The following is a 24,826-nucleotide window of genomic DNA, read 5'->3' on the forward strand; positions in this document are numbered from 1 at the left end:
ACACTTATTTATTGATTTTCTGTATGATGAATTGAATTTGTTCATTGTTCTTTATAATCCGTTCCATATCCTTAGCCAGACGAACGCGGAACGCCCAGATGCGGAAATAGAAAAATAAACCGATAGGGAAAATGACTCCGGCCACCAGATTCAACCAATATATATGGAACGGGCGCACATGAGCAGAAACGGAAATAACCGGATAATTGTTTAATGCACCGATCAAAGTGGCAGATTTCGTATTGGACATTTCTTCAACCAACGCTTCCAGCTTTTCATTGATTGCCATCACCTCGTTATCATCCTCACTCGCCATCCACAACTTAAAGTAATTCGGTGCTTTTTCCAATCGTTTCCTGGCGGCATACGCTTTACACTCTGCCGAAAGTTGTTCCAAATCACCCGTCAGACGTGCGTAATCAGGATCATGAATAATCACTTCTTTCTTAAATATATGGCGCACACTACGAATTCCCACAATCTTTTTAAACCAGTTGATATAAGCATCTGCATTAAGCACCACAGAGTCTTTATTCGATTTATAAGTAAGGAAGATTCCTAACGGGGCAAGGACTGCGCTACTTGTCCACATCCCCATCCAAACAATCCACTTACCGTCGCGGGCCATTTTATATCCTGTATTATCAATGATATAATAAATGATAAACACCAACACTGATACGATGACCGGCATTCCCAGACCTCCTTTACGGATAATACCGCCCAACGGAGCTCCGATAAAGAAGAACAGCAGACAAGAAAGTGAAATCGTTATCTTCTTATGCCATTCCGTCTTATGTTTTCGAATACTATAATCATTGTTCTCCATCGTGAATTTCTTGAACCCAAGATCGTTAGCCACGTTCTCCGCACGACTGACAGCAGAAGAAATCACCTTCTGTTTCTGCGTTAAAGAGGCTACTTCGTAAAGACTATCTACATTATATTCATAAATATCCGCCTTTTCTATTTTGATCGTATCTTCTTTTGTCAATCCATAAGAAGGACGGAAATTTCCTTCTGCCACTTCCCTGTAATACTGTCGTCCGATACTGTCTCCCACAACCGTCATTGAGTCAATGGAACTCTGCAACTGCGCCATGTCCTTAGCACTGGACTGCTTACCCATAATCTCACCGTCAACCATATTGAAATCGGAATTAAACTCAATAATGGTATGTTTTTCCCTGAATTCCTCGCGTCGGTAAGGTACATTCTCCGATTTCATACTTTGAGCTTTCAGATTCTCAAATAAATCTCCGCTATACAAATGCAGCCAAAGATGCTGTTTATCCGCGGTCATCTCCAAACGCCCGGAATCAGCATATATAATACGTGCTTTCTCAAAGCCATCTTTCATACTATAAATCAGCACATCATATAGCATACCGGTCTTCCGGTTCTTCTTAGCTACCTTTAAATTATAGTCCTTGATTTCAGAATAGAAAACTCCTTCCGGAATGTCCAACTCCGGAGATTTTTGTTTCATCGAAAGGATCAGGGTTCCCAGCTTAGCCTGGGCGATAGGACCTACTACATTTTGGAAATAGAATGAGACACCGACAAGTCCGCAAACGAAGAAAGCAAGCGGACGCATGATTTTAAGGAGAGAAATACCTGCGGCTTTCATCGCAAGCAATTCATAACGCTCGCCAAAGTTACCGAAAGTAATCAAAGAAGCCAGTAGCACTGCCAATGGCAACGATACCGGCACTAATGTTAATGCGGAATAAAAGAAGAATTGAGCCATTACGCTCATCTCCAATCCCTTTCCGACCAATTCGTCTACATATCTCCACAGGAACTGCATCATGAATATGAACAGACAGATGAAGAATGTACCAATAAAGAGCATCAAAAAACTCTTTACGATGAATATATCTAATTTCTTTATGCGTAGCATCTTAATAGGTTCGTGCAATTAGGATGCAAAATTAGCACAAAAAAAGGAGCATCGAAAATTTTTAGTTGAAAGTTAACTAAAAACCACAAGTTCTTCTTAATTTAGCTACTTGTGACTCCCACAATTCTTTCATATCATCCACTTCATCCGGCTCTGCGAAATCGGTAATTTCCAACACATAGTCACTAGTCAGCTCATTATAAGTCATCTTGATTTCAAAATAATCGCGCTCGTTTTCATCATCCTGCCAACGGAAGCGGATAAAAGAGAAAGAGCGAATGGCAATAATCTCTGCTTTCCTCAGCTCTGTCTTCCCCCAATGAAACTCTACTATTTTATCGTCAGAAATAACTTTGTCGGCAAACCAGTCCTCCAACCCGGTCGGTGTACTTATAGCTGACCAAAGAATATTTTTAGACGTTGCATTCAATAAATACTCCAAATGAATCTTTTCCTTTTTCATAGCAATTTCGAATTGTTTTTACGTGTGCCAAGATAAATACTTTTTTCTAAATACATCGCATAAATCAGACACTTTATTTAATTATTCTTTCATTATCGGACCTCAAACTCCCTGTTTATAGGGAAAATCAAACCCCTTCTTAAAGAAAAAACACAAAAAAGTTATGAATTGTTTTGGAGATTATAAAAAATCATCTATCTTTGCACCCGCAATCGAGAAACGATGGCGGGATAGCTCAGCTGGTTAGAGCGCATGATTCATAATCATGAGGTCCCCGGTTCAATCCCGGGTCCCGCTACTAAGAAAAGCATTGAAATTGAGACTGTTAGGAGGCTTCCACTCTTGGCGGTCTTTTTTATTAAAACAAGATGGGAACACAACGGGAACACAAAACGATATTAATGTTCACAAAAAAAGGAACACATTATATATAATGTATTCCCCTCTTCGCAAAGAATATATTCAAGATTTACACTATAATTTTTCTACTTCCTCTTTAGACAAACCGGTTGCTCCTATAATTAATTCTGTCGGAGAACCTACCTGCTTTAAATAACTAGCAACTTTTATTGCTTTTTGTTTTTCTCCTTCCGCTCTTCCCTCTTCTCGTTCCGTATAGATATTATCACGCAGAATTACTATATTATCTAAATGACGATAATAAGCCGCCAATTCATCCTTAGTCATACTATCCAACTTCAATCTCTCACGTGCTTCTTCAAGACCTGGAGCTGTAGCACTAGAAGGAATCTCCCCCGTATTCAAATAATAGATCCATTCTTCCAAAGGACTCTTGGCTACCTGATCAAAACCATTCACTTTCAAGATATAGTATTCAGGATATAACTGGCTAACTGTATCCACTTTAAACGTCTGCTTTTGGAAAGGAGTTAGTTCTAGAATGTCCCCCTGATGGATACCTCTAAACTCTGTTTTTCCATGATAAACAAAATCTGTCCCATGTCCTAGTGAGAAATAGACAATATTAACACTATATACCTTACGTACTTTATCATAGCTCTCCCCTCTGTTGATATATTCAGTCACCAATTTAGAAGTACCGAACAACATACGTTGAAAATATGCATATTCATTGTTATTCTGCACTTCTATCAAGACAAGCTCACCCTTAGAATTTTCGGCGAGCATATCGACACGGTTATACTTGTCATATTCATCCTCCTGATTGCTTTCACTTTCAAGAAGCTTCTGGATAACGATTTTCTCACCCAATAACGTAGTAAGCAAACCTTCAAGTACACTAAAGTTTGCCTTATTACGGAGAAGTCTCTTCATCGCCCAGTCAAAGCGGATTATTTGGTTATTGTTATTATTCATATTCTTCCACTTAATATATTGATTACTACAAAGGTAAACAAAATGATGTAGAGTAACAAGAAAGATGGCAGTTTTCAGTATCCCCTGTTATATATTTCAATATACAATAAATACACTGACTCTTATTCATTCGTTAATTGAAGATTTTGATTTATTTTAAAGCAATCGGTGTTATATGCAACAAATATGTTAGTTACAGTTGAAGCATCAGTTTTTGTCCAACTAAATTGTTCTAAAAAATACAGCTGTCGTTCTTCTACGTATCACCAATTTAAAGCTGAATATCAAAACTATCATATTTATATTTCTTCAATGCAAGCTATTTTAAATCAGATTATAGCGAGAAAAAAAAGGGTACACAAATATGCACCCTTTAAAACAGAATCTATTTTTATCCAAAATTCAAACACAAGATAATACTTATGAGATAAATATTACAACTAAAACAAAAAAACAACTATTTTTTAATAAAGCCAATAAACTATTAGATAGATAAATTATTAGATTATTCTTTCATGATCCCTATAAAAAAGGGAATACACAGTAATCATCCGCATATTCCCTTCACAAATAACATATTTAAGATTTACACTATAACTTTTCTATTTCTTCTTTAGACAGTCCAGTAGCCTGTGAAATAACATCAATAGTTATTCCTAACTTTTTAAAATTACGAGCATTCTCTCTTTTTTCTTCCTCTCTTCCTTCTTCCCTTCCTTTCTTTTCCGCCGTAGATATAACACTATACCAGTCACGGAAATTTTTCAGACTGTCCCAATATTCACTCAGTTCAGTCTTGGTAAACTTAGCTATCTCCGCAGTTTCAAAGAGGCGGTCAAAAACTCTGTTCTGTAATGCTCTGGGACGTTCAAGCAGAGAGGCAAGGTTACGCAGGACAAAAAGCCACTTGTCAAACATACTCTCCAACTCATCCTCAGTCTTATTGAATTTGGGCATCTCAAGATAAACAAAGGTAAGTTTATCATAGAACACCTTGTGCGTGTAAAGATCCACAAGTTTCACCTCATGATGGAAATACTCCTCATCAGAATTGTCAAAGGAAAAATTCAGGATACCCACTACATAAACAGCCTTCAACTCATAATCCCATTCCCCTCGTTTAGCCTGTTCACGAATAGGGAAAGTGGAATAAAAGACACTGCGGTCCTTAAAGAACTGCTGCTCGCCACGCTGCATTTCAACCAGGAACTTCTCTCCCTTCTCATTCTCACAATATACATCAAATACGGCCCGACGGTCATATTCCTGTGTTCCAAGATGCTCTGCATTAAGATAAGTTACATCCTTGATTACTTCCTCCTTGAATAAGAGCGCATTTAAAAAGCTAATTAACAACTCCTTATTCATAGCTGTTCCAAAAAGCAGTTTAAATCCAAAATCGGTATATGGATTTACATATTTATCCTGAATTCCTTCTGTTCCCATGTGCTTTCTATTTTTATAATTTCAAAATCAAATCGCGGAAATATCTCATTGTATAACCAACACGAGAGGCCGTTAAAAATGCCTCAATAAACCTTCCCGACACTTATGTACAAAAGTAGCAATAATCAAGTAAAAATCAAGCAGAAAGAGGCTATTTTAACAGAAAGATAAAAAGTAACCGGGATTATTCTTTAATTGTATATAACTCTGATATTTACAATTCATATGACTTCAGTGATCATACAGGTCATTCTTTTAGACCATCCGGCTTCCTCTCATTATCAAGATATAATATCAGGCCGTTTTTCTCCCCCTCCCATCACCCGAAATCCTTATAGATGAGAATAAATTGAAGCACAGAGATTGCACCGGTACTAAATGGTGCACACAGCTTCAAACAAGATTAAACAATTTCCGGGTTGAGCCCAATACTTAGAAGATCATTGGGAGATTCAATTCGAAGGATAGCAGCGGTACCGGTAATTATTACAGCTACAGTCTGGGCAATGAAAGTATGACAGCCTATCAAAGAGCCAAGTCAGGACGAAGAGTCTTGATAACGGCTCTTTATTTTTTTCTTCTCCTTTTCCTTATCATTCATTTTACTTCCCTTTCTTCTCCTTCCCTCTTCACCTTAAACCCTTATATATGACAAGAATAAAAACAAGAGAAAAGAGAACAAGAACATATTATTAACTAACAATTAAAATCAAGAGAAAAATGAAACATTTAATGAAAGGAATCAGAATCGCAGCATACATTGCTGAGATCATCGTGGCAGGTTCAACTATTGTGGAACTTGTAGAGAAGTATGGTGGCAGGAGCAAACGTAAATCCGCCGCAAGTAAAGTTGATACAGGCAATGTAACAACTGAAAACCCATAGAAACGTCTAGTGAATGGATTATGATAAGGCACAGGACGTAATTATAACCATCCTTGAGGTAACCACATCCATACTCAAGGGAATCAAGAAGCTAAGAGGAATATTTGTAAAAGCAAAGAAATAAACCTCTTGGCTTTTTCTTTTATCGGATTTTATTAACCAATTAAAAACTATAAAAATATGGAAACAACCAATTTATTATTACCATCCACAAGGATGACAAGAATGGGTATGGTCAACCCAACCTTTATCGAAGATGCAGTAATCGTATCAGAAAAGGAACAGAAGAAGGAACATCCCAATTTTATTGAATCAAACACTTCAGGCATTACACTTGAAGAACTGGAAACGAACTGTATTGTACCCAGCTTTGGAGACAACCAGCTTACAATCAGCCACCAGACTTTTATACACCGTATTGAGGAGGCGGCAAGCATGTTTTTTGCAGGAGAAACTTTCGGTAATACGGAAATCAGAGTCTCACACAAGATTTTAGGCAGACATCCTTCCGCACTGACAAAAAGGAAGGAAGAACTCAAACCTGAAGACGAAACCATCTATTATCAGAGAATGGCATTCTGTTTTCATATCCGAACCATATGTCGGGAAATAAACGGTGAGGAAGTGCATCTTTGTATCGGCGGCGTAAGAAGCCTGAACGAAGAGAACCTGTACGGAAAAAAATCCCCTGAAAAATTTAAAATCTTTATCGGATGGAGAGTCAGGGTATGCAGTAATCTTATGCTGACATGTGACGGCTTGACAGGACGTCTGGAAGTGATGGGCGATACGGATATCTATATAGCCGCACTAAAACTGTTTCAGACATTCAATCCCGAACAAAATTTGAGACTTCTTGAAACCCTGGGGAGAACAATGATTTCACAGGAACAATTCTGCCAGATAATCGGACGTTTACGGCTTTACCAGGTTTTACCGGCATCACAGATGAAAGAATTGCCGAAAGTTATCCTGGGTGATTCAAACATCAATGCAGCCACCAAAGGCTATATTGACAACCCTAACTTCGGCTTACGCGGAAGAGCAAAAATTTCATGCTGGGACCTGATGCAGCTTCTTAACGAGGCGGCCAAACAGTCCTATATTGACAAATTCCTCGAAAGGAATCAGAACGCCACAGATTTTGCAGTGGGCATTCAGAAAGCCTTGAGAGGGGAAGACACTGAAAATTACGGATGGTTTCTGAGATAAACCGGAACATCTAAAAATCCTATGAAGGGAGAAAGATCTAAAAATAACAAACAAGGTCTTTCTCCCTTCTTTTGTTGAATTAAAATCAGAAAGGAGAAAATATATGAGCGTAACATGTATACAGGACATATACCATTGTGACACCTGTAAATCAGCACTAGACGAGCACGGAAGGAATTGCAGGCACGGGATGTTATTTCCCCTGCTTCTTTTAATGGGAAACTTTAAAAAGTGCATGAATTATGAATTTGATACGGAGAAGGTGGAACTTCAGTTGCTAAGAAAAGAAAATGAACGGACAGAGCACACCGGTGAGTAAAACGGGAATGGTTCTGAATAAAATGGAAAGGAATAAAGTATGGCACATTACACCTTCGATATAATCAAATATACCTTAATTACCGAAGAGGGGGAAACGTACAAGGACTTCATAGAAATGATGCCCTCGCTGACAGTACAAGCAACAAATTATATTGCAGCTACTTTAAAAGCCGAAAAGGCATATCCGTCAGATAAATATGTACACCAGCTCATTGATACTGACGCAGAAAAATGGCCGGTCAATGCAACTATATTTTAACTAAAAACGAATCAGAAAGAAAAATGGAAAGATTTGAAATTGAAAACAGCAGAGAGTTCAAGGCGGCACAGGAATTGGCAAGGGCCTTGAATGATTACGGGTGGAATGAAAAACGATTCGCACTTGCAACGACAACATTTCACCAAACCCTACAACAGACATTATTCAGGACTATTGTAGAGATATTGACAGTGTATGCAGATCCTCAAAGAAGGACGGACCTAAGAAATGAAGCATCAAAAGAAGGTGCAAAAAAGTTAATGGAAGTGCTGGAAGAACTACATATTCCATTCATTTGAGAGACGGTTGAAACATACCGGAATTATATCTGAGGAGGATATCACAATCAACGTGGTGTCCTCCTTTTTTATTTACCAACATTTTAAAACAAGAAAGATTATGTTATACTACAAATTTAAAAATTATGAAGAATTCAAGGACATGTTTGGAATTATCAAGCATGGAAACGGGGTATGCAGCAGAAAAAACAAGATACTGCTGGCATATATCAGGAACAAGAGATTACTGCATGAAGCAATAGAGACAAACAATTATACGCTGCTTCATATTTCCTCAATGGCGGAATTGAAGAAGACCATTACCCGGACAATAATTATAAGCGGGCACTCAGATATGTCATTACGTTATGTCTTGGAGCTGGACGGAGACTTCTTTTACTCCAGGAACTTTGAAACGGACGAACTGAAAGGGCTGTGTAAAGACGGGGATACCAGATCAATCCGCTACATTAACCATGAAAACGGAGGAAAGGTGTTTAAAATGAAAGCGGGAAAACTCTACCGCTCGCTCATACTGGAAACAGAATTCGGCAGAACCCTCCCTGAACAGATAGTGACTTATCTGTGCGAGGAATTCTCGGCGGACTGGCAAGGGTATACTCACGGCAGGTTACCGAAGAATAAACTGCATGTTGACAAAGACTTTGAGAGAATCTATTCATCAGACTGCTGTAAAGGAGATTTTCATTCCTGCATGGTAGACAGGAAACTGCATTATTTCTATACGAATTCAGTCGATGCAAGCGCGGCATACCTGATCAATGAAGAAGGAAAGGTGACAGCAAGGTGTGTCATCTACAACAGGGTTACAGACCAGAATGGAAAAATATGGAGACTGGCGGAAAGACAATACGCTACCGATGAGAACAACACCCTCAAACGTGCTTTAATAGATGCTCTGATAAAGGGAGGACACATTGACGGTTACAAGAAAGTTGGTGCCGGATGTGGTGATTCAAGAGCTTTTGTTGACCTGGAGGAGAATTCATTGTCAGACAGGAAATTCAGGATAGAATGTGACCTGGACTATGACGATACCCTAAGCTATCAGGATTCATTCAAATGGTACAATCAATCCGGGAGGACAGCGGACAATTACGGAAGTGGCGACATCGCACTTGATATTACTGACGGTTCTTTGAATGGTGAGGAGGAATACGATGATTTCCATGAATACAATTGTCGTGAAATCACCACCGTATATTATCATGGGCAGGAATATTATTGTGATGTAGAGAATCTGGGAGAATTTACATGGATAGAGCAACTGGAAGAATACCACCATGACTCCGACGTACTATCATGCTCCGAATGTGAAGAGGATTTCCTAAAAGAGGATAAATACTATTCAGAAATAACGGAAGAGGACTATTGCTGTGAAGAATGCCGGAAGAAAGCAGAACAGGAATACAAAAAGGAAAACTGGCATTATTCCGACTATGATGAGGAATACTACGAGCATGCAGAAGACATAACCATATACCGGGTATGGAACAATATCCTTTGTGAATATGAAAGAAAGACAATATCCGTAGAGTCAGCACAAAGACTGCTGGAAGCGGAAGAACTTCATAAATTGAACGGCAAACTTTATGACGGGATAGATGAAGAAACAGGATTGCCTTATGCATACGAGATGAATGAAATAAATGTTTAACCCACAAAAAAAATAAAAATTATGGAATTGCTTAAGAAATTATACAAGGTTTATAGCCCGAGCGGAAAAGAACGGACGATGATTAAGTTTATATGGAATTATACCAAGAGAATTACCGGTACCAAAGTTGAAACAGACGCAGCCGGGAACTTATATATAACAAAGGGGGAAGCGGAATCATACCCTTGTATCGTAGCACATCTTGACCAAGTGCAGAGGTTACATTCAAAAGACTTCACGACTGTCGAAACGGGAGAAATCATATTCGGTTACAGTTCCCGGAATAAAAGACAGGAAGGACTCGGAGCCGATGACAAGAACGGAATCTGGATAGCACTCAAATGCCTGAGAAAGTATGACTCCTTAAAACTGGCGTTCTTTGTCAGCGAAGAAGTGGGATGTGTCGGTTCAGGAAAAGCGGTGATGGATTTTTTCAATGACTGCCGCTTTGTTATACAGCCTGACAGACGGGGGTATCAGGACATTGTTACAGAAATCGGCTGGACTTCACTATGTTCTCCCAAATTCCTTCAAGCTGCCGGATATAAAAAGTTCGGATACAGGGAAACACATGGAATGATGACGGATGTGCAGGAACTAAAGGAACGGGGGCTTCAGGTCAGTTGCATCAATCTCAGCTGTGGATATTACGAACCACATACGGACCATGAATTTACGATAAAGAAAGACCTCATGAGCTGTCTGTCACTGGTAGAGCATATCATTGAGAATTGTACTGACACTTATCCACACCAGACAGAAATATTGGACGGACGATGGAGGAGTTATGATGAATTTGACGAAGCTGTAGACGAAATATTTGCACTGCTCGATCAGGGGGAATTATGGAGCATAGAAGACCTCTATTATATGTACCACTCCGTTTTTCCGAAACTGGATATGGAGGATTACCAGAGAATTTACACTGAATATTACAACTTAAATAAAATCGAATATGGAAAACAAAAATTATGATCTGAAACTGGCAGGATATATATGGTCAATCCTAAAGACACAACCCGTTATAGTAATGTCGTGGGGAGTAGATATGGATACGATAAAACCGGTCAAAGGCGGACTGGAATTTCATGTGCAGGGATTCAAGCATACGGGAATGGTACAAATCATTCTCGATGAAGGAAAGGACCTGTTTGAAATACATCTTATCCCTGACTCTGAAGGAGAAAGAAAAATAATAGAAGACGTTTACTTTGATATGCTCGTTTCTATAATAGACGAGAATGTGGAGAAAACGGATGATTATGAAAAAAGGATTTCTGATACATACGATATTATAAGGTATTAGGGAATCTCTGAGAAATTCAGAATCTAAAAATACGGCTTTCTGTGAAAAAGTAGAGTTTATAGGAACCTGAAATCTCACGGAAAGCCTTTTTTATGTAATAATATGAATGGTTCCATAGATTAGACGAGCATCTAGTCAGCGGAACCACTGTTAAAACTATTGAAATTTAAAATCAATGAACAATCAATATGTAGCTTATCTTCGGGTAAGCACACAGAAACAAGGATATTCAGGACTGGGACTTGAAGCACAAAGGGAAATTATACAGAAATATCTTCGTGACAAAACTCCGGTTGTTGAATTTGTTGAAATTGAATCAGGTCGAAAAAAGGACAGGCCCAAACTTAAAGAGGCATTAAGCCTTTGCAGAAAAACGGAAGCGACACTGATCGTTGCCAAATTGGACCGGTTGGCTAGAAATGTTTCCTTCCTGTCAAATCTTCTGGAGAATGATGTGGAGATCGTGTTTTGTGATTTCCCACAAGCCAATAAGATGGTGTTGCATATCCTGTCGGCAATCTCACAATACGAAGCGGAACTGATAGCGGCAAGAACAAAATCCGCCCTACAGGCAAAGAAGGCAAGGGGATTCAGGCTGGGTAATCCGGAACACTTAATGGACAAACATGAACAGGCAATTCAGAACAGTATCAGAACCTGCAGGGAGAAAGCGGATAACAATCCCAATAACAGGAGAGCTGTCGCCATGTTGCGTACATTAGTAAAAGAGGAACATACTCTGCAGGAGATAGCGGATATTCTTAATAAAGAAGGATTTGTAACGTCTAAAGGATACAGGTTTTACAAATCAACGGTTTACAAATTAATCAGAAGGTATAATCTGAAATAAGAAAGTTTATAATCTGTTATATGACAATCAATGGTAACATGAGTTTTGGGTAACAGAAAATCTTTATAAGAAGAGAAGCTGAGGGATGCCCCGGCTTCTTTTTTCTTTCTTCATCGGGTAAGTCGGAGACGGAGAGTATACGATAGTAAATACATAGCCAGTAGGGACAGTGTAGATGTTATAAAATATACTACAAAAAATGTACTTCTATTATAAAATGTACACGATTTGCAAACTTTTTTATAACACTTTTATCTCCTTCCAGGAGTTATGTATGTCACTTCGTTTTTTACCTTTATGCCCAGCTAACCCCGTCATATCGGCTAATATCTGCTATCAAACACTGCATCACATATGGTGGGAACAGTGCCAAAGCCCATTAACGGCCTGTTTGCGTCGTGTTATCCAGATAATCGCCGGACATATACCAGAGTGCTCATACCCTAATAGATTAATTATTATTTATAAATTTCCCTAAATAAAACGTCTGTATTAGATATAAAAAAGGGATTTACAGCATACTTCTTCAAAGTATTACTTTATTACAATAACAAGTGCATTCAGGAGCGGATTTATTCCTAATAGATGCAATTGTATAACCGTCGTATTGGAAGCAATAAAGAAACAACCCTGTGAGAATCGGTCCACAGCGCTGTAACATATATTTAAGCAATGTATATCATCCACCACTAATGGCAAACGATAAAGAAATATGTAATTCACAGAAGGTACTGTCGAGACAATACACCAACTTTGTGGAGGATTGTAACAAAAGTATATGGATTAAAGACAAAATGTGTTGATAACTGTATTTTTCTCCATATATGGTATTTTATTAATAAGTTATCCTATCTGGAAATTTGTGTTCCTTGGCCCAGCCATCCTCCGACACCTTCAACCAGTTTCCAAGTTCCTTTTTCAGTAACTTTGTCTGAATTGACGGAATTTCCTCTATTTTCAGAGAATGTATCTGATAAGGATCCTTCAGATTATCAAAAAGTTGATAATTTCCATCCCCTGTCACCAAATACGAGTAGCGGTCAGTGCGTACACCTTTCTCTTTCTGCTGATAGAAAAACTGAGAAACAGGTTTCTTTACCTTCCTATATTTACCCGTAAGAATACCTTGTGAATAATCCTTTCCCTTCACCGTTTCAGGAAGTTGGTCTCCAAGGTTCATCATACCCAGCAAAGTAGGCATAATATCTGTAGCGCCCAACATCAGATCGTTCACTCCTGGTTTCAGTTGACCGGGATAACGTATAAAGAACGGAATAGAAAAAGACTCATCATAAATCACACTCTTTGCCATACGACCGTGGCTACCCATCATTTCCCCATGATCGGCAGTGAATATCAAGATGGTATTATCAGTCAATCCTTCTTCATCCAAAACTTTCAACACCCGACCTATCTCATCGTCCACACTCTTCACCAAAGAGAAATAAATTTTTGCCTGAAGTGTCAGTTGTTCCAAGTTTTTCACTTGTGTACCCTCACCAAATTTCACATTAGGACGTAGCAATACTTCTTCCGGTTTCAAATCTTTATAATATTGATTAAACACCTCTTCCTTACAATCCGTAAGTCTATGATAAGGGGTATGAGGTGGATTCAAACTCCAGAATAAACTGAAAGGCTTGGAAGCGTCTCGTTGTCCTTGCTTATTTCGCAGATAACCTATCACTACATCCGCTTCAACCTCCAAGGTAAGCCGACGATAACGGAACGGCTCACCATCTTTCTTTCCACCCACCAATTCAGGACGATTGGAATAGGCAGTAGCATTAAAATGATTGTCTTTCAATTGCTGAAACCAGTACTTATTACTCTTGCGCCCTCTTCCTTCAGGAATATAGGTATCGTATGGATACACACAATGTCCGCCAGGTGCTTCAGTTGTACCTACATAATTATTCTCCTTGTCAAACAGGGCTTCCGTACGATGCCAATGCGTTTTTCCCACATAAGCCGTTTCATAACCAGCTCCCGCAAGTACATCAGTGAAACAAACCAAGCTGTCGGGAATACCGTTTTGATTGTTCACATGGCAATTGCCCGGTACTCCATTCTTCTCAGGGAATGCACCTGTCATCAACATAGCACGATGAGGACTACTTAACGGACAAGTACTGCACGCCCGATTAAAAATCACACTCTGTTTTGCCAGTCTATCCAAATTAGGGGTATGAACCGGATCACCTACCGTATTCAGAACATTACGATATGCCACATCATTCCATATACTCAATGCATTCAACCTATATTGATCAGGAAAAATATAGACCAAGTTCGGGCGTTGTTCCTGTCCAAAGACCTGTGTACCTGTTCCGGCAAAAAGAGTTACAGGAAGACTACAAATAAGTTTGTATAAAATTGGTTTCATTTCTATTTTAATTTAAAACAAAGGCTACTTTACATTACTCACTTTACTTCAGGCGTACTCTGCGAAGAACATTCTATAATTTAAAAACCTTATCGGGGTATTAAGAAGCAACATTTTCTTTTTCCGTCACTTTATTCATTTCATAAAGTTGAGGAACACTTAAATTAACATGAGTTCGATGTTAATAGAAATATATCGGTCTCTATATCAATAATATATCAGCAAAATATTAGATTTATAGTGTCCAATTATAACATTTAGACAAATACCGTTAAACTCTCAGAGGCTAAAGTTACAGGAGAACTTTACCGAAGCTACGAATTATCACTTGATTCGGCAGAGGACATCTAATCTTGCTTTTATAATAATGCAATATAAACAATTATTTTACAATAAATGTATTAAAAGAGTGCGCCTGTAAAGTTACATTTAAATACTTCTCCCCTAATTGTACCGTCATTTGCTGCGCAACATCACCATAATTACCTGCTACTATCAAATATTTACCTTCTGGAGTCAAGAAAGCAATAACAGACAAATTATCCTCCCCCTTCTCTTTATATTGTAAAACCCTTGTACCTGAAACAACCTGATTACAAAAATGCTTCACCGCATAATATTCTGGTGTATACGTAATAGTCCCGGTTTTAGAATCTACACGAATCAAAGCATTTTGTTTCCATCCCCAGCTACTTTTTCCTTCGTCAGATAAAATCGCATTCCAAAAAGTATACTCCTCACAACCATTACCTATATAATGATTGATCAACCTAAATGTATGTTCTGCCGCTTTCCAATCAAACGTTCCTGAACCACATTCACTCTCTGTCTGCATATACTTATAATACGGATATTTCTTGCGGATAGCAGGCAAAATCTGTCCTCCCCACCATTGAAATCCTAATCCTTCCACTGCATCTTTCATACGAGAATCTGACAGAATCTTATCTACAACATCAAAACGATTGGTATTGAGTGTTCCAAGAAAAAGTGAAACCTCCGGGTGTTGTTTCTTTAACTCCGGCGCCAAATATTCGACATTAAATCTTATAATCCCCTCAGGCGTCCATGCACAACCCGGATAAATGGTATATGCCCATGGTTCATTCTGAAACATCACTCTTGATATGGAAATATTCTCTTCCCGATAGGCAGAAACAAACCTACAGAAATAATTGGCATAGGTTTTCAAATAACGAGAATCCTGAATAAAATAATCATTCACAGCCAATTGCTTTGGATAATATGCAGCATCCTTCCCCGTAGTATTTTCATATAGAACAACATCAGACAAAGGAGACATTTTATTCTGTCCATTCCAACTACGTACTGAATAATAATGGTTAACCTTCATCCAGGACGGCGGTGACCAAGGAGATGCCCAAAAGATTACATCAGGATTACAGTGCAGAACTCTTTTACAGAAAGGTATAATTGTCTTCTTATCACGTTCTATAGAAAAGTACTTTAACTGAAAATCACCGGACACTTCATCACAACTATACCAGTCCCGTGCATAATCATTGGCATTCATCGGTATACGCCCCATGGAAAAACGTAAAGCGCCTTCTTTCGAAAAAAGATTACTTAATACTTCCTTCTATTGTTCAAAGGGCAACAAATTCAAAGCATCCCATCCCAGTTCGTTGAGACAAGTTCCCCATCTTTTGAATACCTGAATGCTTTCTGTTGTATCCACCTTTAAAGCGGGTTCCTTATCAGGCTTTAATTGTAATCTGATTTTCGATTCTTTCCACATATTTCCTTCCGTGCTGTAGATCCATGTGCAGGACTGGGCAAATACACTTTCCACCCCCATCAACAAAACTATAAATATAAAAGTTATTCTTTTCATTTTCTCCTTTTTTAGAATATTTCAATTAACTAAAAATCAGATAAATCTATCCGAGATACCCCCTCGATACCTGGCAACATAATCCCATCAGCCTGTTGAACTTTTATGACGATAATATGTTCCTCCGCGGTCTGATATACATGTGACGGAGTGTTTTTTCCTGCAAACATCTCAGATTTATCATCTCCCCATTGAATATTACCAGACAGTTTACTGCCTGTAAATTCAAGAAAACCAAATGATTTCCCGCTATGCTCTATTGTTACAAGGCAATAGTCCTTAAAAGGGTCTTCTTCCGGTCCCTCCTGCAAAATATCCTCTCCACCGCTACATGAATATACCATGAAAAAAATTAAAGTCAGTCCAATATATTTCAATATCTCCTTCATATTCTCCTATTTCTTATTTTGATTACCTATTGCAAAACGTATTCTTTTTTCTTCATACTCGTCTTCATCCTCTATTTTCTTCCGGAGCACAATGACATACTCTCTGTCAATCAACTCACTTGTATCAATCCGAATCTCCGGGTTATCATCATTAGTAATTCCTGAAAATACCACGTTATTAGTTAGTGAGAGCACCTGATACTCTACCTGGGGACAAGTCTTCAGACTAATCTTCTTATTTTTCTTATCATAAGCAAAACTGGTCATTTTTTCCAAAGGCATATCTTCCTCCTTGAGAATAATTTCAGATTTCAATAGTGAGCCACCCCGCAAATATTCCCAATCCTCTGAATATTTACCCTTGTAATATACTCTAATCCGATCTCCGGCCTTTATTGGTAGGGTTATTTTACAGAAACAGTCTGTTTCACTATGGTAAGAGTCTGCCGGATACTTAACAGGGATTTCCTCGGATATATATTCTTTTATAGTTCCGTTCTTGCCTACTAAAGCTATTCTCAGGTTTCCGTCAAAAGCTGACCGTCCGATGTTGTTAACAGCTCCTATACTTATTTTAAATTCTTGTTCTGGCTGAATATTAACAGCATCCATTACAAGTCCTTCATAATAGACACCATTCACTTCCTTCCTAATAAGAACCAAATTATCTGTAAAAGCAGAGGTGCCATCCTTATCTGGTATCAAGTTAAAAAAAGCAGCTTGCTCTTGAGTGTATCCACCGCTAGAACTGCCGGAACCCGGATTTGACGGATCCATAACAGTCAATAAGTAATAACCATTCGAACTTCCACTCCACCCCCAATTAACATGATAATAATTTTCCTGGGTATAGCCATCTATTACAAACATATGCCCTCCACCGGATTTAGTAGAAGCTGTATATAGAATCGGCCTTTTTGCATCAAGTTCTTTCCTTAACATCTGATGCCATTCACTCATAACACGGGTAGCCCGATTCTGCATATGAGTCCCCTTATTATATTTCATATACTTTATCATACCTTCCAGTGCATTCTCGTAATATGCCCACGTAGACTTCCTGCCAAACTGTGACTTTGAAATAATGCCACAATCATATATAAGAGTTGCAACCTCATCCTTTATATCAGTATCCGAATTCTTATCAACTTTTACCGGCATCTTGCTCCAAACATAAGGACGATCAAAAGTTTTGCTTGGTATCTGGGTATTCTTATCAGCTTGTAGAGTATAAACAGGTACAGTTCCTACACCCTGATCCGGCCATTGATAATATTGCATAATAATCGCCATTGCAGTAGCTACACAGCCGGTAATTGACTTTCCGTCACTGGTTGTCGGAGATAGTCTGTTGAAAGGCGCTTGCTGGTCCCACAAGGCTGTGGTTAATTTCACTATTGGCGTACCAATAGCGTCTGATGCCCGCGTCCAAGCTTTCGAAATATAAGAAGTGCCCACAACATGTTCCTCCCGGACCGCATTAATCTGATTGCGTAATTCATCCATCCAATCAAGCAAGTTGGGAGGCATATTTTCAACTACAAAATGATTCGAGCAAGAGTATCCTAATATCGGCATGGTAACATCATCTCCCGAGATAATCACAAACCCATCACTATCCATACGGTTAAACACATAAAATGCGGGAGATGATCCACCTCTCGTAGTAGTACTTTCACCATCCCAGACGAGCTGAAGTCTGGGAATTCCACCACGGGATCGTATCGTTTCACAAAAAAAACTCATAGCCACTTTTCTAGCCTGCTCCATTGTAATTTCATTAGCAAGAAGAATATGCTTTGAGGAAAATAATATAAGAAAGAAAAGAATATATTTCATAAAAAAAGTATCAGATCACATTGCTGTAGTTAAGAACAGGATATTGGAGTATTCTCTCCTGCCGGGGAGACACTCCAATATTATTTTTATAATTACCATCCGGGATTCTGTCCCAAATTCGGATTTTTAAAGCGTTCTGTATTGGGTATAGGATAAAAATACATATTATCAGTTACCGCACGGGTTTCGAGTAAGAATTTCTCATAACTGATTACCTCATTATTCTTCGTTATTTTTACTCCATATATATTGGCCGTCTGTCCCAGTTCCTTCCAGCGACGTACATCCCAAAAACGATGACCTTCAAAAGCTAACTCAACACGACGCTCATTCTTCAGGCGTTTAACGAAATCTTTTTCTGTAATATCCGACGGAAAACCGGGCAACGAAATATTTGTACGACCACGAATCTGATTTACCGCTTCACGCGCACTCATATTGTAAACAGCATCTTTATAGTTGGGATCATGAAAAGCATTAATCATAGCTTCTGCATAATTAAGCAAAATCTCACCATAACGGAACAATACCCAATTATGCTGTTTTTTCGTAACAGTGCTGCCAGCCTCGAAACTAATCGTGTTATTTACATACTTTTTCAAATAGTATCCTGTAGTAGTGGCATTCTGCAATGGCAATCCGTTAGTTCCTCCTTCCCATATTTCCACAGGGTCTACAGGCCATTTCATTTCATTGCAAACAATCGTATATTTCATACGAGGATCACGATTATCGTATGGATTTGACTGATTATTCCATACAAAAGGAGTACCATCCTTCATATCATACGCTTCCATCAAGTTTTGTGTCGGACAGGTAGATGTCTTTCCACCCTCCACTCCAATAGGAAAATTAGCCTTCTCAAAGTCACCGCTCTCACCTGTCGGACGATACAATATCACCTCAGCTTTCTGATTATTAACGTCATTAAATATTTGAGGATAAGGAACCAAGTCCAAGCCTAAATCTGTTTTCTGTTTAATAATATCATAAGCAGCTTCTGCGGCTTGTTTCCATTTATCTTCACTATCTTCTGAAAATAAAGGGCTGGCCATATACAACGTAACACGCGATTTTAATGCCATAGCAGCTGCCCGCGTAACACGTCCTTTCTCTTTTGTACTGAAATTATCATAATTCACAGGCAAAATCTGTGCAAGATCCGAACATTCATCCACGATGAATTTAGCAATCTTCTCATAAGATTCAGGATTTACCCCGTTAGCTTCATTCTGTGCCAAGACATCTAGTACAAAAGGAATATTGCGATAACGCTTGATTAATTCAAAATAGAAATATGCTCTAAGGAAACGGACTTCATATTGATAATTAGTAAACTCTTTCATTATAGCCTCATAATCATCCGAATATTTCCATTCATCAAATGTCAGTCCGGCAGTTTCCTTCAAATAGAAGTTGGCTGCCCGAATTCCTTCGTAATAATGTCCCCATACATTATCCACCAAATTATTGGCAGACCATGTACCATCCACAAACCGCTGGATATTGGAAGACTTGTAAATATGGACGGCATCATCCGTAGCCGCATCCAGCATGGCCCCATCTATAGAACAAAAGTCCGCTTTTAAGAAACCATATACATTGGTTGCCAGTTGCTTCACACGATTATAGCTATCAAGCACCTCTTGTTTGGTAAAGTTATCAGACTCATCACAATCCATAAAACCACATCCTGTCATCATCAATAAAGATAGAAGCAGTACTATATTTTTAATCTTTATTTTTTTTATCATTGTCTCTCCAATTTAGAATTGTAAATTAAAACCAAATGTATATTGTTTCATCGCAGGATGAGTAACTCCCAACGCCTCCGGATCAGCAATATCAATGCCATCCAGACATAACAGGTCGTGTCCGCGAACATAAAGTTTCACCGATTTCACAACATTCTGCCTACGTAGCCATTTATCAGGTAATTGATAATAAACTTCTAATGTTCGTAATTTCAAAAACGAAGCATCTGTCACCCATAATGAGTTATTATTATAATTATTCGCTGATCCTAATGTAGTTAGCCTGGGTAATGTCCCATTCGGATTATTCTCGCTCCAACGATTTTCCCAATAATATCTGGAAATTGTATTATTGTTAATCAATGGTCGGTACACACTTCGTGTATCCAGCACCTGGCTATAATTGGCCACTCCCTGAAATTGCGCCAAAACTCCCAAGCCCTTGTATTCAGCACCTAAATTGAAACCATAATAAATCTCCGGACAGGTAGCGTTATATCCCATGGCAACTTGATCATATTGATCGATACGTTTATCACCATTCTGATCTTTGAGTTTTAGATCACCGGGACGTACCTCCGACAAATATTGTTTTACCTCACGTTGGTTTATTTCTTCCTGATTCTTATAGATTCCCTCTACTTCATAACCAAATATTTGACCGACACGACACCCTGTACGCTCCAAATAATCATACGGACGATATTCTTCATTCATATTGATAATTTTACTCCGATTGAAGGAGAATTGCCCGTTTATCTGATAACTGAACTCACCTATCCGGTCATTCCAACCTGCCATTAATTCCACTCCATAGTTATTGACAACACCATCATTACGCTTGGGAACGGTCATTCCGAACACAGAAGAAATCGCATTACCACCATCTACCAGAATATCAGTCCGATGATCATAATATCCATCAATAGTTAATGACAACTTCTTCCATACCATGAAATCCATACCAACATTCAACTTATGCGACTTTTCATAAGTAAGCCCGTCTACAGCAATTTGCTTTTCAGTCATACCACTTTGGCTGGCCGGAGTATCCTTGAAATAATAACTATTACCACTTCCCATATAATACTTATACAGATTTACCCCAAAATCCGCCCTTCCAACTATACCATAAGATGCTCTCAATTTTAAGAAATCAACCGATTTTCCTTTCATCCAGCTTTCTTCTGAAAGAATCCAACCAGCACCTATTGACGGAAATATTCCCCAACGATGATTCGGTTCCAAAACACTGGATGCCGAACCCGATAAAGCAAAATCAAGTAAATAACGGTTTTTATAGCTATAATGCGCTTGTCCAACCATATCCATATATGCCCGGGAAGCATTCTGTCCATCACGATCCATCCGGTCCATAGCATAAAGTAAAACTGTATTCAGCCGATGTAATCCCCAATTTCTATCATAATTTAATTGGGCATTAAAGTTAAAGCGGCGGACAATTTCTCCTGTACTGCTGCTAAAACTCAAAGCAGATTCATTACGCAAGTTTTTATATTGGTCTTCTTCTCCATCCCATCCTTTCACTGAAGACTCATAAGCAAAGTTACGAGTATTGGAATCCCAGTAACTAGCATCGCTGTCAAGCCCCACTCGGACTGAAGCAGATAGACCGGGAGTAAGAGTACTCAAATCCTGTTGAATATTCATATCGGCATACAAAGCACGATTTTGTGAACGCGCATATCCCTTACCTGAAATGAGAGCAATAGGATTATTGGAATAAATAGTAGAACCTCCCCATACCTCATTCTTTGTTTTAACAGGAAACACTCCTGAAGGAACCTGGTACAAAGCTGTGAAGATATCATCTAGCTGTGCACCCGGACGATTGTGTTCTGAGAAATTACCTAGCATACTCAATTGCACTTTCGTGGTTTTGGTAGCCTGTATATCAAGATTAGTCCGTATATTCAACTTTGAGAATTTAAGCTGGGTGGAATAATCTTCATTGTCATTGGTCGGCTTCAGAATTCCCTGATCATTCAGATAATTCAACTGTGCATAATATTGTACCTTATCACCCCCTCCCTGAATGGAAAAGTTTGCATTCTGACCAAGGCTATGATTCCGCAAAGCCTCTCCCCACCAATCTACGTCCGGATAAAAGTCTGGGTAAGTACGATCTCTAAACGCGTCTAGTTCACGTTGAGTATAACGGGGGCTAAGATGATCATTTTTCAACCCTTCATTCAAAGCTTGGGCATAAGTATATCCATCTACCATTTCCGGTAAACGGACCGGAGTCCCCATATTAAACTCATAATTGAAATTAATTACCGGCTTGCCAGTCTTTCCACGTTTCGTGGTAACATAAACGACCCCATTAGCTCCTCGTATTCCATACAGTGCCAAAGCTACGGCATCTTTCAAGACAACCACAGATTCTATTTCTTGCACTGTCAGGTCTGATATGGAACGTACAAAGCCATCAACCAATATCAGCGGGCTTTTGCTGTTTGTAGTCCCCAAACCACGTACATACATAGTAGCACCATCTGCCCAGGAACTGCCGGCATTCTGTAACACATATAGTCCTGGAACAGAACCAAATAATGAGTTAGAAGGATTAACACTCGTTTTATGGGATAATTGCCCTGCTGTCACCATTCCTCCCGCAGTAGTAGATTCTTTCCAGTCAACCGAAATACCTCGACCGTACTGCTGTATGCTGTCCGTTTCCTGTGCCAGCATATTTGCCGACACCAGCAAACCTGTCATTACTAATTTTATAGCTTTATTCATAGTATTCTTTTATTTCTTTATTCATTGAATGATTTTCATGATCACCATCCCGGGTTCTGTACTAACCCGTATCCTTTATTCACTTCCTTATCAGGAAATGCACTCAGATACCATTTTGCAGAAAATCCTCCCGGCTTTTGCCATGCTCTTTCCGGCAACTGCGGAAAATCAAATTTATATTCTTTGGTAGTTTTATGGCGATACACATTAATTCCATGCAAATGTTTTGTAAAATCAGATTCACGTTTCCAACGTATCAAATCAAAGAAACGGTTTTCTTCCCATACAAATTCACAAGCGCGTTCTCGAAGTACTGCTTCGCGAAACTCTGTTTTCTCATCCAGTTTTCCTTTCAATACCAGCCCTGGCAAACCAACGCGTGCTCTAACTGCATTGATATACTGATATGCCTCACTGGTACGCCCACATTCATTCAATGCCTCTGCATAAGCAAGATATACTTCAGCCAAACGTAAATAAGGCCAATGAATTACACGGTTATTGTACTCCCCTTTCCGGTCAAGAGCGAATTTACGTCCGGCAATCCCTGTTGACAAACTCTTACTATCCAAATTGTTCTTATTCCAATCCGCACCTTTGGGATAATTCTTTTTATCATTAGCATCTTCCTTGAATACCTCAGCCTTTCTACCTTGAAAATCGTCACCATCCAATAAGATTGTTTCACACAACCGAGGATCACGATTTATAAAAGGATTTTTCTTATGAACAGGATTATCCCAATCAAAATCATCACCATTCGCCATCGGGAACAAGTCAAAACATTCTTTTGTCGGACACCATGCGCCCCAACGTAAACTTTGCAGCAACGTACTGATACCATTTGTCCTAAAATGCCTGCGTACAGAAATTAGGCTCTCTGTAGTACCCCTGGTATAATATGCATCCTGAAATGCCTGACGAATTGTATTTTTAGTTGCCGTTTCTTTTTGTACCAATTCATAAAAACCACCTTGTTTCCAAGATTTGAAAAAATCTTCCCCCGCTTTTGCCGCATCTTTCCAGCGTTGTTCACTATACCCGCCAAACCAAGTCATCAATTTATCAGAGGCTTCCCCCGGAAAATAAGGCTCGTCAGAATTGAACAACGGACTGGCTACGAACAACAGTACTCTTAGCTTTAATCCCATGGCAGCCGCCCCTGTCATACGTCCACTCTCATTACTCAGATCATCTTCCGGCAAAGCCCAAGGTAATTCTTTGCATGCAATAGCCTCATCCAACAACCGGGTTATGAAATCCACAGTCTGTTGCAAAGTGGCACGCTCCGGTAACCCCATTTCTTCCGGCATAATAGCATGGTCAACAATAGGTAAGGCTCCATAATGACGCAACATTTCAGAATACTGCACAGCAATGGTAATTTTGGCCTCCGCCTTCAAACGCAACTTCTCTTCCGCCGTCATATCCGGTACTCGGTCCACATTATTAATAAAGACCCATGCATGGCGAATCCCTTTCCAAGGATCACGTGCGTACATATTGTATTTAGTTGCATGATCCTCTCCACCTGATTCGTCTTCACTTCCGGCATTATAAAGTCCCGGATAATACAACTTATCCGCTCCTGCATAACCAACATATGACTGTGCCAGATCAGTCAACGATTCTATTGAACCCACACGCATCGAAGTCGAATTATTATAACCGGTAGAAAAGCCATAAGGCAATTTCGAATAAGCATACCATAATACTCTCCGGGCATACTCTGCCGTCGAAAAAATAGTGTCGATAGTAACATCCCCGCTAGGAGGTTTCTGAAGAAATTTCTCCCCTAAAGCAAAATCCTCGCATGATGTAAAAGAAACATATGAGAAGATCAGTAACAGATAAATATATTTTCTTATCTTTTTCATGACTAACTTTATTTTTATAAA

The 24,826-nt window shown here is 39.0% G+C and carries 18 protein-coding genes, 1 tRNA gene and 1 pseudogene; 9 read left to right on the top strand and 11 right to left on the bottom strand.

Going from position 1 to position 24,826, the window contains the following annotated elements:
* Window positions 1–4: 4 nt before the first annotated feature.
* Window positions 5–1,903 carry an LptF/LptG family permease gene (locus tag KFO40_RS02670; protein ID WP_032841814.1) on the bottom strand — a complete coding sequence of 633 codons (1,899 nt, stop codon included), beginning with the start codon at window positions 1,901–1,903 and terminating at the stop codon, window positions 5–7.
* 76 nt (window positions 1,904–1,979) lie between these two features.
* Window positions 1,980–2,366 (bottom strand): START-like domain-containing protein, encoded by a 387-nt coding sequence (locus tag KFO40_RS02675; protein ID WP_008640713.1) that lies wholly within the window; start codon window positions 2,364–2,366, stop codon window positions 1,980–1,982.
* Window positions 2,367–2,590: 224 nt separating this feature from the next.
* Between KFO40_RS02675 and KFO40_RS02680 the strand changes: the two genes are divergently transcribed.
* Window positions 2,591–2,664: transfer RNA gene (locus KFO40_RS02680), tRNA-Met, on the top strand.
* Between the two features lie 176 nt (window positions 2,665–2,840).
* Here KFO40_RS02680 and KFO40_RS02685 read toward each other — a convergent pair.
* Window positions 2,841–3,704: a PD-(D/E)XK nuclease family transposase gene (locus KFO40_RS02685; RefSeq protein WP_048694654.1), complete on the bottom strand. Its 864-nt coding sequence runs from the start codon at window positions 3,702–3,704 to the stop codon at window positions 2,841–2,843.
* Window positions 3,705–4,295: 591 nt separating this feature from the next.
* Window positions 4,296–5,150: an Rpn family recombination-promoting nuclease/putative transposase gene (locus tag KFO40_RS02690; protein WP_048694656.1), complete on the bottom strand. Its 855-nt coding sequence runs from the start codon at window positions 5,148–5,150 to the stop codon at window positions 4,296–4,298.
* A 720-nt stretch (window positions 5,151–5,870) separates the two neighbouring features.
* Between KFO40_RS02690 and KFO40_RS02695 the strand changes: the two genes are divergently transcribed.
* From KFO40_RS02695 to KFO40_RS02730, 8 genes are all read left to right on the top strand, one after another.
* A complete protein-coding gene (locus KFO40_RS02695; protein ID WP_162838064.1) occupies window positions 5,871–6,035 on the top strand; it encodes a hypothetical protein in 165 nt (54 codons plus the stop codon).
* 180 nt (window positions 6,036–6,215) lie between these two features.
* Window positions 6,216–7,247 carry a DUF3871 family protein gene (locus KFO40_RS02700; protein ID WP_055229372.1) on the top strand — a complete coding sequence of 344 codons (1,032 nt, stop codon included), beginning with the start codon at window positions 6,216–6,218 and terminating at the stop codon, window positions 7,245–7,247.
* A gap of 358 nt (window positions 7,248–7,605) precedes the next feature.
* On the top strand, window positions 7,606–7,827 hold the full coding sequence (locus KFO40_RS02705; RefSeq protein WP_048694667.1) for a hypothetical protein: 222 nt from the start codon (window positions 7,606–7,608) through the stop codon (window positions 7,825–7,827).
* Between the two features lie 23 nt (window positions 7,828–7,850).
* Window positions 7,851–8,126 (top strand): hypothetical protein, encoded by a 276-nt coding sequence (locus KFO40_RS02710; RefSeq protein WP_048694670.1) that lies wholly within the window; start codon window positions 7,851–7,853, stop codon window positions 8,124–8,126.
* A gap of 100 nt (window positions 8,127–8,226) precedes the next feature.
* Window positions 8,227–9,783 (top strand): hypothetical protein, encoded by a 1,557-nt coding sequence (locus KFO40_RS02715; protein ID WP_055229373.1) that lies wholly within the window; start codon window positions 8,227–8,229, stop codon window positions 9,781–9,783.
* 21 nt (window positions 9,784–9,804) lie between these two features.
* Window positions 9,805–10,758, top strand: a complete 954-nt coding sequence (locus KFO40_RS02720; RefSeq protein WP_048694676.1) for a hypothetical protein — start codon at window positions 9,805–9,807, stop codon at window positions 10,756–10,758.
* A complete protein-coding gene (locus tag KFO40_RS02725) occupies window positions 10,739–11,089 on the top strand; it encodes a hypothetical protein (RefSeq protein ID WP_048694679.1) in 351 nt (116 codons plus the stop codon). The genes KFO40_RS02720 and KFO40_RS02725 overlap by 20 nt, the downstream gene beginning before the upstream one ends.
* Window positions 11,090–11,264: 175 nt before the next feature.
* On the top strand, window positions 11,265–11,939 hold the full coding sequence (locus KFO40_RS02730; protein ID WP_048694681.1) for a recombinase family protein: 675 nt from the start codon (window positions 11,265–11,267) through the stop codon (window positions 11,937–11,939).
* A gap of 835 nt (window positions 11,940–12,774) precedes the next feature.
* Here KFO40_RS02730 and KFO40_RS02735 read toward each other — a convergent pair.
* From KFO40_RS02735 to KFO40_RS02765, 7 genes and pseudogenes are all read right to left on the bottom strand, one after another.
* Entirely contained in the window at window positions 12,775–14,325 is a 1,551-nt protein-coding gene (locus KFO40_RS02735) for a sulfatase (protein WP_048693123.1), read from the bottom strand.
* A gap of 382 nt (window positions 14,326–14,707) precedes the next feature.
* Window positions 14,708–16,180 (bottom strand): annotated as a pseudogene (locus tag KFO40_RS02740) (glycoside hydrolase family 30 protein).
* Between the two features lie 29 nt (window positions 16,181–16,209).
* On the bottom strand, window positions 16,210–16,569 hold the full coding sequence (locus tag KFO40_RS02745) for a hypothetical protein (RefSeq protein ID WP_048693131.1): 360 nt from the start codon (window positions 16,567–16,569) through the stop codon (window positions 16,210–16,212).
* Between the two features lie 6 nt (window positions 16,570–16,575).
* A complete protein-coding gene (locus tag KFO40_RS02750; RefSeq protein WP_048693136.1) occupies window positions 16,576–18,408 on the bottom strand; it encodes a C10 family peptidase in 1,833 nt (610 codons plus the stop codon).
* 92 nt (window positions 18,409–18,500) lie between these two features.
* Window positions 18,501–20,162, bottom strand: coding sequence for a RagB/SusD family nutrient uptake outer membrane protein (locus tag KFO40_RS02755; protein WP_080979781.1), 1,662 nt, complete (start codon window positions 20,160–20,162; stop codon window positions 18,501–18,503).
* A 12-nt stretch (window positions 20,163–20,174) separates the two neighbouring features.
* On the bottom strand, window positions 20,175–22,928 hold the full coding sequence (locus tag KFO40_RS02760; RefSeq protein ID WP_048693139.1) for a SusC/RagA family TonB-linked outer membrane protein: 2,754 nt from the start codon (window positions 22,926–22,928) through the stop codon (window positions 20,175–20,177).
* A 41-nt stretch (window positions 22,929–22,969) separates the two neighbouring features.
* Entirely contained in the window at window positions 22,970–24,805 is a 1,836-nt protein-coding gene (locus KFO40_RS02765) for a RagB/SusD family nutrient uptake outer membrane protein (protein ID WP_048693142.1), read from the bottom strand.
* Between the last annotated feature and the right edge of the window lie 21 nt (window positions 24,806–24,826).

It is taken from the genome of Bacteroides sp. 1001302B_160321_D4, assembly GCF_015667765.1.
Taxonomy (GTDB): Bacteria; Bacteroidota; Bacteroidia; order Bacteroidales; family Bacteroidaceae; genus Bacteroides; species Bacteroides xylanisolvens.